The sequence below is a fragment of the Adlercreutzia sp. ZJ176 genome, assembly GCF_011038975.1.
Lineage (GTDB): Bacteria > Actinomycetota > Coriobacteriia > Coriobacteriales > Eggerthellaceae > CAAEEV01.
In genome coordinates this window covers 126,973-140,390 of sequence record NZ_JAAKEC010000003.1, presented here as the reverse complement: position 1 = coordinate 140,390, position 13,418 = coordinate 126,973, and the positions used below count along the sequence as shown (strand labels likewise).

The 13,418-nt window shown below is 67.6% G+C and carries 11 protein-coding genes; 4 read left to right on the top strand and 7 right to left on the bottom strand.

The annotated features are described in order from the left end of the window. Position 1: 1 nt before the first annotated feature. Positions 2–880: an ABC transporter ATP-binding protein gene (locus G7Y50_RS02445; RefSeq protein WP_206214736.1), complete on the top strand. Its 879-nt coding sequence runs from the start codon at positions 2–4 to the stop codon at positions 878–880. A 130-nt stretch (positions 881–1,010) separates the two neighbouring features. Then, positions 1,011–2,018, top strand: coding sequence for a hypothetical protein (locus G7Y50_RS02440; RefSeq protein WP_165048281.1), 1,008 nt, complete (start codon positions 1,011–1,013; stop codon positions 2,016–2,018). A gap of 11 nt (positions 2,019–2,029) precedes the next feature. On the opposite strand, the gene G7Y50_RS02435 is transcribed toward G7Y50_RS02440, so the two are convergent. The 5 genes from G7Y50_RS02435 to G7Y50_RS02415 all read right to left on the bottom strand — a co-directional run bounded on the left by G7Y50_RS02435 (position 2,030) and on the right by G7Y50_RS02415 (position 7,900). Further along, complete coding sequence (locus tag G7Y50_RS02435; RefSeq protein ID WP_370457961.1) at positions 2,030–2,773, bottom strand: glycoside hydrolase family 25 protein; 744 nt, start codon at positions 2,771–2,773, stop codon at positions 2,030–2,032. A gap of 268 nt (positions 2,774–3,041) precedes the next feature. Beyond that, on the bottom strand, positions 3,042–4,373 hold the full coding sequence (gene gdhA / locus G7Y50_RS02430; protein ID WP_165048286.1) for an NADP-specific glutamate dehydrogenase: 1,332 nt from the start codon (positions 4,371–4,373) through the stop codon (positions 3,042–3,044). Between the two features lie 158 nt (positions 4,374–4,531). Next, the gene (locus tag G7Y50_RS02425; protein WP_165048290.1) at positions 4,532–4,834 is read right to left on the bottom strand and encodes a hypothetical protein; all 303 of its coding nucleotides are present in this window, start codon (positions 4,832–4,834) and stop codon (positions 4,532–4,534) included. 37 nt (positions 4,835–4,871) lie between these two features. Then, positions 4,872–5,957 (bottom strand): Abi family protein, encoded by a 1,086-nt coding sequence (locus G7Y50_RS02420; protein WP_165056923.1) that lies wholly within the window; start codon positions 5,955–5,957, stop codon positions 4,872–4,874. A 332-nt stretch (positions 5,958–6,289) separates the two neighbouring features. Further along, on the bottom strand, positions 6,290–7,900 hold the full coding sequence (locus G7Y50_RS02415; protein WP_165048302.1) for a DUF2130 domain-containing protein: 1,611 nt from the start codon (positions 7,898–7,900) through the stop codon (positions 6,290–6,292). Between the two features lie 276 nt (positions 7,901–8,176). Here G7Y50_RS02415 and G7Y50_RS02410 point away from each other — a divergent pair, with 276 nt between their 5' ends. Further along, complete coding sequence (locus G7Y50_RS02410) at positions 8,177–9,166, top strand: ion transporter (RefSeq protein ID WP_165048312.1); 990 nt, start codon at positions 8,177–8,179, stop codon at positions 9,164–9,166. Further along, positions 9,163–10,518, top strand: a complete 1,356-nt coding sequence (locus G7Y50_RS02405; RefSeq protein ID WP_165048324.1) for a chloride channel protein — start codon at positions 9,163–9,165, stop codon at positions 10,516–10,518. The genes G7Y50_RS02410 and G7Y50_RS02405 overlap by 4 nt, the downstream gene beginning before the upstream one ends. A 43-nt stretch (positions 10,519–10,561) precedes the next feature. Here the strand turns inward: G7Y50_RS02405 and G7Y50_RS02400 are convergent, their stop codons facing one another. Both G7Y50_RS02400 and G7Y50_RS02395 read right to left on the bottom strand, forming a co-directional pair. Then, positions 10,562–11,413 carry a nitrilase-related carbon-nitrogen hydrolase gene (locus G7Y50_RS02400; RefSeq protein WP_165048335.1) on the bottom strand — a complete coding sequence of 284 codons (852 nt, stop codon included), beginning with the start codon at positions 11,411–11,413 and terminating at the stop codon, positions 10,562–10,564. Positions 11,414–11,664: 251 nt separating this feature from the next. Then, positions 11,665–13,182: a helix-turn-helix transcriptional regulator gene (locus tag G7Y50_RS02395; RefSeq protein ID WP_241159487.1), complete on the bottom strand. Its 1,518-nt coding sequence runs from the start codon at positions 13,180–13,182 to the stop codon at positions 11,665–11,667. Positions 13,183–13,418: the final 236 nt, after the last annotated feature.

Sequence of the window (13,418 nt, the reverse complement as noted above, 5' to 3'; positions counted from 1 at the left end):
CATGGGCGAGGAGCGCCTTATATCGAACGTCGTTGGGGCTGGGGCCGTCGGAGGCGACGCTGCCGCCAGGGCTGCCGGCGGCGCTGCCGGCGCTGTTGGGGCCGCTGCCGCTGGGACCACCGGCGGCAGCGCCTCGCGCCCGGAGGAGAAGCGCCCTCTTCTGCACGTGCAGGACGTGGCCGTCTCCTTTGAGGGGCGCCCTGTGCTGCGCGGCGTGTCGCTTGAGCTGCACCGCGGCGAGCTCGTGAGCCTGCTGGGCGCGAGCGGCGGCGGGAAGACCACGCTCTTCAACGTGATATCCGGCCTGCTGGCGCCTGACGAGGGGCGCGTGCTGCTGGACGGGCGGCCGATCGACGGCTTGACGGGGCACGTGAGCTACATGATGCAGAAGGACCTGCTGCTGGAGAGCATGCGGGTGGCGGACAACGTGGGCCTGCCGCTGCGGCTGCGCGGCGCCGCGAAGGCGGCGGCGCGGGCCGAGGCCGAGGCCCTCCTGCCCAGCTTCGGCCTCGCGGGCGCCGGCGACCTGTGGCCGTCCCAGCTGTCCGGCGGTATGCGTCAGCGGGCGGCGCTCGCCCGCACGTACCTCTTCTCGCGTGACGTGATGCTCCTCGACGAGCCCTTCTCGGCACTCGACGCCATCACCAAGTCGGAGCTGCACGCGTGGTTCCTTGAGATGCAGCGGCGGCTGGGACTCTCGGTGCTGTTCGTCACGCACGACATCGACGAGGCGGTGCTGCTCTCCGACCGCGTGCTCGTGCTCGCCGAGGGCCGCATCGCCGCCGACGTGGCTGTCGAGGGGCCGGCGGCGCGCACTCCCGACTTCGCCCTCACGCCCGAGTTCCTGGAGTGCAAGCGCCAGGTACGGGAGTTTCTCTAAGGCCAAGGGCGGCTGCCGCCCTTGGCCGTCCTTGGCTCCATCGTCCCCGCCGTTCTCCTTTTGGTAATACAATCGCAGGTCGGGGGCGTGTTCGCTGATTGGCTGGCTCGATGCTCTATAATGAGCCATTATGCAAAAACGGACACGGGAGAAAATAGCGCTCGTCCTGTTCGTGCTGCTCGTCGCGTTCGCGGGGGTGGTGCTGACGAGCTACTTCACGACGGGCCGCTCGTGGAGCATCGCTGCGTCGTTCGTCGACGACACGATGGGGCGCATGGACGGCTACACGGCGATCGTGTATGCGGGCGTGGTCGAACCCGAGCCCGAGCCTGAGAAGGTCGTCGCCGCGGGTCCCGCCGAGCCTGCCGCGTCTGCTGACGCGGGCGAAGCGGCCGGGGGTGCAGCTGGCGCCGCTGCCGATCCCGAAGGCGCCGCGGCTGGGGGAGCGACTGATCCTGCGAACGATCCTTCACCCGACGCGGCTGGCGCGCCTGCCGAGAGCCCTGAGGGTTCCGCCGGCTCTGATTCAGCCGCAGGCGATTCCGGCGCTGCCGATCCCGAAGGCTCCTCCATTCCCGTTCCCGACCCGCCCGGGTTCTCGATCGTGTTCCCCGACCGCAGCGCCGAGGCCGCCAAGGACGAGCCTCCCTCGGCTGCGGACAGCATCGGCCTCGGCATCCTGTCGATCGTCCCGCGTCCCGTCGAGGAGGGCGAGGAGGCGGTGTATGCGTCGGACGTGTGCCGTCTGTACGAGGACAAGGGCGCGCATGCGCTCACGCTGAACGTCGCCGACGCCGACTACTACGCTGACCTGCAGGTGTTCTACGTGAACGGCAAGCGCGTGGGCGTCTACTCCATCAACACGTACACGAACAGCGTGCGCCTCAAGCGCTACCTCGCGTACTTCGACAGCCGCGACGTCGACGTGGTGGTGTGCCTGACGCCGCGCGCCTCCTACCTCGCCACGTACGAGGGGACTGACGTGGTCATCGTGACGACCGACTCAGAGGGGATCTCGGTTGACGGCGAGACGCGCGACGGCACGCTCGTCACGCGCTCGCCGGAGAAGGGGCAGGTCGGCGTCGTGCTGCTCAGCTCCAACAACGTCCCCTCGGCGCGCGTGATAACCTCGCTGTAAGGAGTTCCGCGTCAGCCGGCGAGGCGGATGTCCAGGTCGACGACGGTGTCGATGCCTGCCACGCGGCCCTCGTTGCTGTACTGCCAGATGGCCAGGTCCCGGTTGCGCTTCGGCGCGCTCACGCCGTACTCGGCGAACCACACGCCGTACCCGCCGAGCTCGGCGAGCTGGTAGCGGGCCAGGTCGCCCGCGTTCCCGTAGATCATCGCGGCGTAGCCCGCTTGCGCGATGCGGTCGCAGAAGGCGCGCGCGTTCGCGGTCATCTGCTCGGGGGTGAGCGCGTCGGCGCGCCCGCTTATGCCAGCGATGCGCTCGTGGTCGTAGGCGACGGGGTAGGAGAGCGCCGCGCCGCCGAGGAGCTCGAGCACGAAGTCGGCCTCTTCGACGGCCTCCTGCTCGGTGGCGGCCTGCGAGAAGAAGTAGACGCCCACGTCAAGCCCCGCCCGCGTGGCGCCGTCGAGGTTGTAGGCGAAGTAGTCGTCGACGGCGAGCCCGCCCTCCGTGGCCCCGCGGCTGCCCGCGCGCACCATGGCGAAGTCGATGCCGTCAGCTGCGACGGCCTCCCAGTCGATGTACCCCTGGTGCTCGGAGACGTCGATCCCCGCGCGCGAGGTGACCTGCCCGCCCTCCTCGTAGACGAGCCGTCCGCCGACGTCGCGCAGGTTCGCCCAGTCGTACATCTTGTCGGAGACGAAGGCCGCGGAGGGACCGGTCGCGCGCGGGGATTCGGCGGCGCACGTGCCCAAGGCGAGCATCGCGCAGGCGAGGGCCGCGACGATGGCGGCGACGAGGATGATAAGCGGTGATCGCGCAAGCCTTCGCGCGGGTCTTCGTGCGGGCTTTCGCGCAGGTTTTCTCCGAGTGGTTTTTCTCATGCCGAGAAGCTTAGCGCAGGCTTGGCGCAGGCGCGTCGCGGTGGGGGCAGAATGCACGAAAAAGCCCCCGTCTCGTGACCGAGGCGGGGGCTCATGGTCGCGCGGGCGGGGGCACCCGCGCGGCGCATGCGACGTGGAAGGCGGGGCCTTACACGATGCCCTGGGCCATCATGGCGGCGGCGACCTTCTCGAAGCCGGCGATGTTGGCGCCCATCACGTAGTTGCCCTCATGCCCGTAGCGCTTCGCGGCGTCGTCGGCGGCATGGTAGATGGAGATCATGATGCCCTTGAGCTTCGCGTCGACTTCCTCGAACGTCCAGGAGAGGCGCTCGGAGTTCTGCGACATCTCGAGGCCGGAGGTGGCCACGCCGCCAGCGTTGGCAGCCTTGCCGGGCAGGAACACCACGCCGGCGTCCTGCAGGTACTCGGTGGCGTCAAGCGTGGTGGGCATGTTCGCGCCCTCGGCCACGATCTTGCAGCCGTTCTCGACGAGGCGCTTGGCGTCCTCGAGCAGCAGCGTGTTCTGGCTCGCGCAGGGCAGCGCGATGTCGCAGGCCACGCTCCAGTCGTAGCGGCCCTCGTGGTAGACGACGCCCTCGCGGCGGGCGGCGTACTCGGAGATGCGGCCGCGCTCGACTTCCTTGATCTGCTGCACGAGCGCCACGTCGATGCCGTTCTCGTCGTAGATCCAGCCGGTGGAGTCGGACAGCGTGACGACCTTCGCGCCGAGCTGCTGGGCCTTCTGCGTGGCGTAGATGGCCACGTTGCCCGAGCCGTGCACCGTCACGGTCTTGCCCTCGAAGGAGTCGTCGTGGCACTTGAGGTACTCCTCGACGATGTAGATGAGGCCGTAGCCGGTGGCCTCGGTGCGGGCGAGCGAGCCGCCGAAGGGGAGGCCCTTGCCGGTGAGGACGCCCTCGAAGCAGTTCTTCAGGCGCTTGTACTGGCCGAACATGAAGCCGATCTCACGTGCGCCGGTGCCGATGTCGCCGGCCGGCACGTCGGTGTCAGCGCCGATGTGGCGCATGAGCTCGGTCATGAAGGACTGGCAGAAGCGCATGACCTCGGCGTCGGACTTGCCCTTCGGGTCGAAGTCGCTGCCGCCCTTGCCGCCGCCCATGGGCAGCGTGGTCAGGCTGTTCTTGAAGATCTGCTCGAAGCCGAGGAACTTGATGATGCCGAGGTTCACCGACGGATGCAGGCGCAGGCCGCCCTTGTAGGGGCCGATGGCGCTGTTGAACTGCACGCGGAAGCCGCGGTTGACCTGGACCTTGCCCTCGTCGTCAACCCAGGGGACGCGGAACATGATGACGCGCTCGGGCTCGACGATGCGCTCGAGGAGGCCGGCGGCCTCGTACTCGGGATGGGCCTCGATGACCGGCTCCAAGGACTGCAGGACCTCGGTGACGGCCTGAATGAACTCAGGCTGCTCGGCGTTCTTCGCCTTGACCTGCTCGATGACGTTCTCAACGTAACTCAATTCGGACCTCCTCATGGATGATTGACCTCCCGCGAGCGCGTACGCTGCGCTTGCGGGCTGCAAGTGCAGTATCCTTGCGTTACGCGGATGCCGCCATTATATGGTCGCGCTTTCCCGCGTGACGATCTTTTAATAAACCAGAAACAAAAAGGCGCCGCTCACGCAGGCCGGCGGCGCCCGAGGCGCGCAGGCGGGCTGCGCAACCCGTTGCGGTCCCTTATCGCTGCAAGGCCGGCACGGGCGTCCGATACGCTCCCTGCGCAGATGTCACGCTCGGCTTCGTCTAGCAGGCGCTCGAGTCGCTCCTCGGGCGTTTTGGGGCGGTAGCGCCGGATCGGTATGACGCAGGATATTCTGAGCTTGTTGGTCTCCGTGACCTCGTTTTGCACTGCGAAGCCTCCGATCTTCCTGAGCGTGGTCATTGCAAGCTTGGCTAGGCTTTTGGCGAGTCTGATAGCCACGACTGGACGTCAGCCCACATGCGCAGGGCTTGCTGCATTAAGCAAGTCTCGACACCGTTCCGTCCTCCCTTTTGACGGTCAGCCACGTTCTGCCTGGCTTTCCCCTGTTCTGCGCGAAGTCGTTCGCCAAGGCGATGTCCAGTCCAGTGACGCGCTTGTCTATCATCATGCTGAGCCAGTTCCGTGGTACGCCGCATCGAGTCAAGACGTCGTCGAAGTCGTTGAACAGCTGCAGCAGGTCGCACATCATCGAGAGGTTGTAGGACAGCGTGGCGTCATCGTCGAAGAAATCGCATGTTCTGAATACGTAAAGCAGGATCAGGGCGACATAGAACGGGCTCCCATTGTCCCATCCCTTCGTCCCGCTGATTGTCCTTGGCTTCGACGTCAGCTGCGTCCCACAGAGCCTTCCGAAATGTGCGCACGTGTTTCGCGCTCCTGACAGACACCTTGCCCAGCTCGACAATTCTTCTGCAGTGCATCCGAAGGACATGGCGACGCCCTTCCTCACGTCTTTGCTCTTGGTGTTGTTGTAAAGCATCGATAGCGTTCCGAAGGACATTATCTCAACGGCGAGCCAAGTGGGGGCGTCCCCGTATTTTTCGTTCGCCTTCGTGATATCGGGATTGTGGTTTCTGATTTGCCTGTTGTACTCACTGCCGTATCTTTTGAGGAATTCGTTGAAGTGATCCCTATCCTTGAAGTTCTTTGGATTGCGATGGGCGAAGGCCCCTCTCTTCTCTGACATGTGGTAGGCATACTGCGCCCTGAATTGCAGCTCAAACAAGCCTATATGCTCGAATAGCAAAGCCTGGTATTTCCTGTCAAACAGGATAACGCGGTTAAGCTCCTTCATGGAGGCGTCGTTTTCTACCGTCCCATCGGGTTTTTTGAAGAGGTCGAAATAGCTGCTCGCATGTTGGTACCCGATGCGATTCAGAATTGCGGTACTCTGAGGAGCTTCTCCGTCGGAGAAGCCGCGACGCTTCGCCATGGATCCGAGGTCTGCGATGCGGAGCGGAGAAGGCTCGCTCGTCTTTGGCTCGAACATCTCAGAAAACGAAACGGCCGGGGGCTTTATACGCGCGCTATGGCGGATACCCCCGGCTCTGTCATTGCTCATCCTACCATCATCCTCTCGAATGTCAACGAATCTTCGATGCCTGGTACTTAAAGCCTCCGCTTACTGCATATCATAGTCAGCCCTAACTTTCCATACTTGGCGCAACGTTAGGGGGCGCAGACTTTGGTGACAGGCGATGAAAAGTTGATCTGACGCGTGCGAGGCGAGGGTCAACCAAAAGCACCACGCTTAGCAAGCATGTCCCCGTTGCCTCGGCAGCTCGATGAAGCAAAGCCAGGTGGGCTGATCTGACCGCTTGTAATTGTAGGTTACTTTGCTGCCCCAAGCTTCTTCAAGCGCCGTCTGCTCTGGGCGGGCGCCGCTACCCTTTGCTATCCTTCGGCGTCCTCCACTTCGATGAGCTCGGCCTCCACGACTTCCTCCCACTCCTTTTCGGGGGCGTAGGGGGGCACTTCGCCGGACTCCTTCGCCGCGCGCGCCTCGGCGAACTTCTCCTTCATCGTGGGGTTCTTGCGCGTCAGGCGCTTCACGGTGATGTCGGAGAGCTTGTTGTTGGCCAGGCGCAGGTTGTTGTCCGAGCTCGTGAGCTCGTCGCGGATCTTCTCGAGCTTCTTGATGGTGGCGTCGATGTCCTTGACGGCGGCTTGGAACTTGGTGCGCGCGAGCGTGCAGTTGCGTTCGAACTTGCCCTTGAAGTCCTCGAGCTGGTCCTCGAAGTAGGTGACGTCGACGTTCTGCTGGCGCACCTCGGCGAGCTCGCGGCGGTAGTCGAGCGAGCGCAGCGCGGCGTTGCGGATGAGCGTGATGAGCGGGATGAAGAACTGCGGGCGGATCACGTACATCTTCTCGAAGCCCGACGAGTACGACACGTCGACGATGCCGGTGTTGTACAGGTCGCTGTCGCGCTCGAGCAGCGACACGAGCACGGCGTACTCGCAGCCCTTGGCGGTGCGGTCGCGATGGAGCTTGGCGAAGTGGTCCTCGTTGCGCTTCTTGTGCGTGGAGTCGTCGGCCTCGTTCTTCATCTCGAACATGATGGAGACGACCTCGTTGCCGTCCTCGTCGCGCTCGCGGTAGATGTAGTCGCCCTTCGATCCGTCCTTCGCGTCGTTGTCCTTCTGGAAGTAGGCGGTCCTGAAGGCGGTGGCGCGCAGCTTGTTGAACTCGTTCTCGCAGAACTGCTCGAGGCTCTCGCCGATCATCTTCACCGACAGTTCGGCGCGCATGTGCTTGATGTTGTCGATCTCGCGGTCGCGCGCGTCGATCTGCTCCTGCATGAGGGCCTCCCGCGTGGCGAGCTCGGTCTGGTGCTGCGCCGCGACGCGCTCCTGGTCGAGCTTGGCGAGGTCGAGCTGCGACTTGAGCTCGGCGATGGCGCGCTCGGCGGCGCGGGACTGCTGATCCCAGGCGCGCTCGGCGGCGCGGGCCTGCTCGTCGCGCTTCCGCTCGGCGGCGCGGGCCTCTTCGGCGGCGCGGGCGCGCTCCTTCTGCAGGGCGAGCTCGGCTGCGGCCTCGGCGCGATCGGCCTGGGAGGCGAGCTGGGCCTTGAGCGCGCCGATCTCGTGCTCGGCTTGCTGCAGGGCGAGCTTCGTCTCGGCTTCGGCGCGCGCGGCCTGCGCTTCGAGCTGCGCCTTGAGCGCGTCCCGCTCGCGCTCGGCCTCCTGCAGCGCGCGGGCCTGCGCGTCGGCGGCCTCGCGCGCGGCGAGCTCGACCTGGGCGCGCGCGGCCTCGCGCTGGGAGTCGAGCTGCGAGGCGAGCTTGGCGATCTCGGCGTCCTTCGCAGTGACGGCCTCGGCGAGCTCCGCCTGGGCGCGCGCGGCGGCGGCTTCCTCGCGCGCCTTCGCGGCTGCTTCGACCTGCTTTCTCTGCGCGGCGATCTCGCGGGCGAACTCCTCGCTGCGCACCTGGCGCAGAAGCTCGGCGTAGCCGCTCTCGTCGACGACGAAGGTCTTCCCGCAGTGGGGGCACTTGATCTCGCTCATGGGTCACGTCCTGTCGCTCTCGTTGTCTCGATCTGCCTATTATAGTGCGAAGCGGCGCGGTGATGCGCGAACGTGCGTGCCCTCGCGCGCCTTTTGCTTTACCATAAGAGGTTGTGACGAAATGCAGGGGTTTGCGCGGTCCGGCGGGCCTGGCCCGGCCGGGCGGGCTCGGTGGAGCGGGCCTGGCGGACGCGGCCCGGCGCACCCGGAGGGGTCGGAGAGCCCGGCGTGCCTCGGCGCGGCCGGGCGAGACAAGGGAGGGCGAAGGAGGTGCCCATGACGGCGAAGCAGTGGATCTATCTGGCGCTCGAGCGCCCCGAGGAGGCGAGCGCCGCAGGGCGCGCCCTGAGCTTCGCCCTGGTGACGCTCATCGTGGCGAACGCGCTTCTGGTGGGCACGACGGGCCAGGTCCTCTCTCCGCTTGCGACGGGAGCCGTGAGCATCGTCAGCCTTTGCTCCACCGGCGTGTTCGCGGTTGAGTACCTCTGCCGCGTGTGGGTGGCTGACAAGGATCATCCCGAGTGCACGCCGGTGCGGGCGCGGCTGCGCTACATCTTTTCGGTCATGGGGATCGTCGACGTGCTGGCGTTTCTCCCGGCGCTCTTCGCGTTTCTCGCCCCCGAGTCGGTGGCGCTGACGGACGCGGTGCGCGTGATCCGCCTCGTGCGCCTCATCAAGGTCACGCGCTACATGCGCGGGCTGAAGTCGCTCTCGCGCGTGCTGGTCAAGCACCGGCAGGAGATCGTGGCGTCGCTCATGGTCCTGGCGCTTCTGTGCATCGCGGCGAGCGTGCTCATGTACGAGGCCGAGCACGCGGTGCAGCCTGACCAGTTCGACAGCGTGCTCACGGGGCTGTACTGGGCGATGACGACGGTGACTTCGACGGGCTACGGCGATCTGGTTCCCATCACGCCGGCGGGAAGGCTCATCGGGTTCGCCACCATGGCGCTCTCCATTGCGGTGGTGGCGATACCGGCGGGCATCTTCTCGGCGGGATTCGTGGCGGAGTTCCGTCAGGAGGACCGGCGCAAGGCGGACGCAGAGGACGCGGAGCGCGCAGATGCGGAAGCGGAGCGCGTGGAAGCGGAAGCGGAGAGGCATGCGGCGGAAGCGGAGAGGCATGCGGCGGAAGCGGAGCGCGCGGTGGAAGCAGAGCGCGCAGAGGACGCGCGCGCAGGCGCGGCACCTGCGGCGCGACCAGCTGAGGAAGATGAGCGCGCGGGCGCGGGCGTGTCGGCGCGCGCGGAAGGGGAGGAGCTCCCATGATAGGCAAGGCAGTGCGCTGGACGATCTTCGTGGTGTGCGCGGTGGCGCTCGGCGCCGCGGCGGGCGCGTTCGCGTGGGCGTTCTTCTTCCTGATGAACAGCGGCATCGGGTTTCTGTGGGGGACGGTGCCCGAGGCGCTGGGCTCCCCGATATGGTACCCGGTCGTGGTGTGCGCGGCAGGCGGGCTTGCCGTCGGGCTGTTCACGAAGCGGTTCGGCGACTACCCCGAGGGGCTCAACGAGGTGCTCGGCAAGGTCAAGCGCGACAGCCGCTACGAGTACAACCACATGGGCGCGTCGTTCTTCGGCGCGCTGCTGCCGCTTCTGTTCGGCGGGAGCATCGGCCCCGAGGCGGGGCTCACGGGCGTGATCGCGGGCCTGTGCACGTGGGTGGGCGACCGCCTGCGCTTTCTGGGCGCGGAGTTCCGCGAGCTGTCGTCGGTGGGCGTCTCGGCGGTGGTGAGCGCCATCTTCGCTGCGCCGCTGTTCGGCCTCGCGGTGCCGCTGGTGGGCAGCGCCGACGGGGCGCGCGACGCGCGCGGCGGGATGCAGCTGAACGTGCCGCGCGCGACGAAGACGGCGGTGTACCTGTGCGCGGTGGCCGGCGCCCTCGGCATGATGATGCTGCTGGGCGACTTGTTCGGCATGGGCGGCGGCCTTCCGCACTTCTCGGGGATCGAGGTGGGCGCCTACGAGCTGGCGTGGGGCGTGCCGCTGGCGCTCGCGGGGGCGGCGGCGGGCGCGCTCTACCTTGCGAGCGGCGTTCTCGTGGGCGCCGTCGCGCGGGCGATGGGCGACCGCCCGGTGGTGAAGGCGCTGGTCGCGGGCGTCATCTTGGGGTGCGCGGGCGTGGTCCTGCCCTTCGCGATGTTCGCGGGCGAGGAGCAGGCCATCGAGCTCGAGGGGATGTGGACGGCGCTCGGCGCGGGCGTGCTCATCGTCACGTGCCTCGTGAAGGTCGTGGTGACGCAGGTGTGCCTGGGCCTCGGCTGGCGCGGCGGGCACTTCTTCCCGATCATCTTCGCCGGCATCAGCCTCGGCTACGGCTTCGCGGCGCTCACCGGCGCCGACGCGGTGTTCTGCCTGTGCGCGTGCACGGCGGGCCTCTTGGGCTGCGTCATGCGCCAGCCGATCATGGTGGCGCTGCTGCTCTTCCTGTGCTTCCCGGTGAAGGGCGTGCTCGTGATGCTGGCGGCCGCGGCCATCGGCGCCGCCGTGCCCGTGCCGCGCTCGTGGCTGGGCGAGCAGGGCGCGAAGGGCAAGGGTGCCGAAGGCGCGCAGGGCGCGGAAGGTGCGGACGCGCAGGCGGAAGGTGCCGAAGGGGCGGATGCACGGGCCGAGGCGCGCGGCTGACCAGGGCTGCCCGGGTAGCTGGGATACGCCCGGTTGCCTTCTTTTAGTAGAGGCTGGGGCGGCGGTGCTCGAACACGGGTACGGCTGCGCGCGCCGCGCGCACGCGCGCGAGGTCGATGTCGGCCGTGAGGAGCGCGGGCGTCTTGCCGGGCGCCTCGGCGACGGTGGCGCCGAAGGGGTCGACCACGCGGCTGCACCCGATGCAGCGCTCGTCGGCGCGCGAGAGGCCCGCCACGTACATCTCGTTCTCGACGGCGCGCGCGGTGAGGAGCGCCGTCCACTGGTCGGCCTTGCGCGGGCCGTCCACCCACGCGGCGGGCAGCACGAACAGCTCGCATCCGGCGCAGGCGGCGGCGCGCATCACCTCGGGGAAGCGCAGGTCGTAGCAGATGGCGAGTCCGAGCTTGCAAAACGGCGTGTCGATGGGCGCGAACAGCTCCCCGCCCGCCGCCATGCGCTCCGACTCGCGGCAGTCGCCGGCGTCGAACAGGTGGATCTTGCGGTAGAACCCGCGCCGCGTGCCCGCACCGTCAACCACCACCGCCGTGTTGTAGGGGAGGCGCACGTCGGCTGCGGGCGCGTCGCTGCCGGCCGCCGCCCTGCTTCCCGCAAGCCCCTCTTCCGCGCCGTCGGCCCGCTCGTTCATCGTGTAGACCATCCAGAGGTTATATGCGGCGGCGATGCGGCTCATTTCCTGGGAGAAGGCGCCGTCGAGCGGCTCGGCCGAGGCGAGGAAGTCTTCGCGCGTCTTCTCGAACGGCGTCATGAGGCACTCGGGGAAGGCGAGCAAATCGACGCCGGCTGCCTGTGCGTCGCGGGCGCAGCGCTCCACGAGCGCGATCACGTCGCCGTCGGCGGGGTGCGTGCACTGGGCGAGTCCGAGTCGAAACGTCATGGGCGCCTCCTTTTCGCGATGCGCGCCGGCGTGCGCGGTCAGGGATGCGGCAGTTTTCGCCTGAACGCGCGCGACGGTTCGCGCGTGTGCGGTCTTGGACCCATGGTAGCGCATGCGGACGCGGGCGCAACGCCTTCCTTCGGGGAGCGCTGTGCGCTTGCGGCGCATGGGCGCGCGGGCACTTGCGGGCAGAGCCGCTCGCTCCCGCGCCCGCGCACGGGCACTTGCGGGTGGCGGCACGCCGCCGCCCGCTACTCGTAGTGCTCGATGAGGTCGATGAGCTGCTGCTTCGAGTGCAGGTCGGTCTTCTCGAGGATGCGGCGCGTGTGCGTGCGGATGGTGCTCTCCGACACGAAGAGCGCATCGGCGATGACGCGCGCCGAGCGCCCGCGCGCGAGGAAGGGGAGCACCTCGGCCTCGCGGCGCGTGAGCCCGTAGTCCTCGGCGATGGCGGCGAACACGTCGGGCTGCGCCTCGTGCGCGTCGCGCGCGGCGCCCTTCTCCTCCGCCTGCTTCTTCGCCGCCTCTTCCGCCTCCCGCCTCTCGGCTTCCTCCAGGGCGTCTTTCCGCGAGCGCCTCCGCTGCGTGTAGAGGAACGCGAGCAGCATGCAGAGCGCGTAGAGGGCTGCGGCGGAGGTGGCGACGAGCAGGATCGTCGAGCTCTCGGGGACGAGCATGATCACGTATCCGATGCCGATCCCGATGAGGCGCATGAGGATGGACAGCGCGCGCACGATGCCGCCCGTCACGAAGCCGGACACCCCGAAGTCGTAGGCCGCGGTGGCCACGGCGTACCAGAGCACCACGTCGAACAGGCCGTGGCAGGTGCTCATGACGGCGTTGAGGAAGACGGGGTTCGACTGCCAGAGGCAGGGGAAGACGGCGAACAGCAGCACGAGGACGGGAATGATGACGCGCAGCGCCGTGGTCAGGTTGATGTGCTTGTGCGCCGCCTGCACGAACACGATGATCCCGATCGCGATGATCAAGTTGCCGAACAGGGGTATCTGGTGCGCGTTGGTGACGGAGCGCACCGAGAGCACGGCCATCTCCCACACGAGTCCGAACAGGGTCGACAGCACCATGACGGCTATGATGAGGCCCAGAAGCGAGTTGAGCGCCGCGCGGCTCTGCGCGACGGCGGGGGCCTTCGACACCACGGCGGCGGCGTACTCGTCGCGGCAGCGCGCAAGGCATCCCAGCGAGATGAGCGGCAACGGGATCACGAGGGCCAGCGCGGGCACGGGCGTGCTGTCGGCCAGGAGCGTGATGCCGAGGAACAGCAGCGCCGTCAGCAGGAAGGCCAAGGGGATGTAGAGCGCCGTGCGCGAGGGGTGCATGCGGCCGAAGCATTCGGCCCAGCTTCCCCACAGAAAGCCGTAGCCGGCGCCGGCGAGCATGGCTCCTGCGCACAGGCACGCGTAGAGGGCCGGCGGCCAGGAGAGCCGCCCCGACTCCTCGACGAGTATGAGCCCTGCCACGATGACGGCGCCCACGGCGGGCAAAGGGATGCGGCGGAAGAACAGCGGGTTGTGCTCGGCGCGCGCGGCCAACGCGAACAGCACGGTCATGTTCACGACGAAGGAGACGACGACCACGAGCGTCGCGATGCCCGGCGTGTCGGCCGGACCTTGGAGCAAGATCGAGCTGCGGAACGTGAGCATGCTGCAAGCCCAGAAGAACGCCATGCCCACGTGCCGCAGGCGCAGCGCCCTCCAAGTCTGCCGCATGCTCGTTCTGCTAGGCGTGGCGACGGCTGCCTCCCCCATGCATCCCCCCTCTGCGCCCCTCTGCGGGCACTCGTTCCCCCGCGTATCCTTCTCGCTTTACGCACAGCTTACCATCTGCGCAAACGCGGGAATCATCAGAAACTGATGATAATGGCCCCCGCGCCCCTCCCTATGATGCGCCTTAGGAGGAAAGAGGTTGCGCCACCTGCGCGGTTGCGGCAGGCCGGCGGCTGCGGCTCGCACGCGGCGGCCGGCGGCTGCGGCTCGCATGCGGC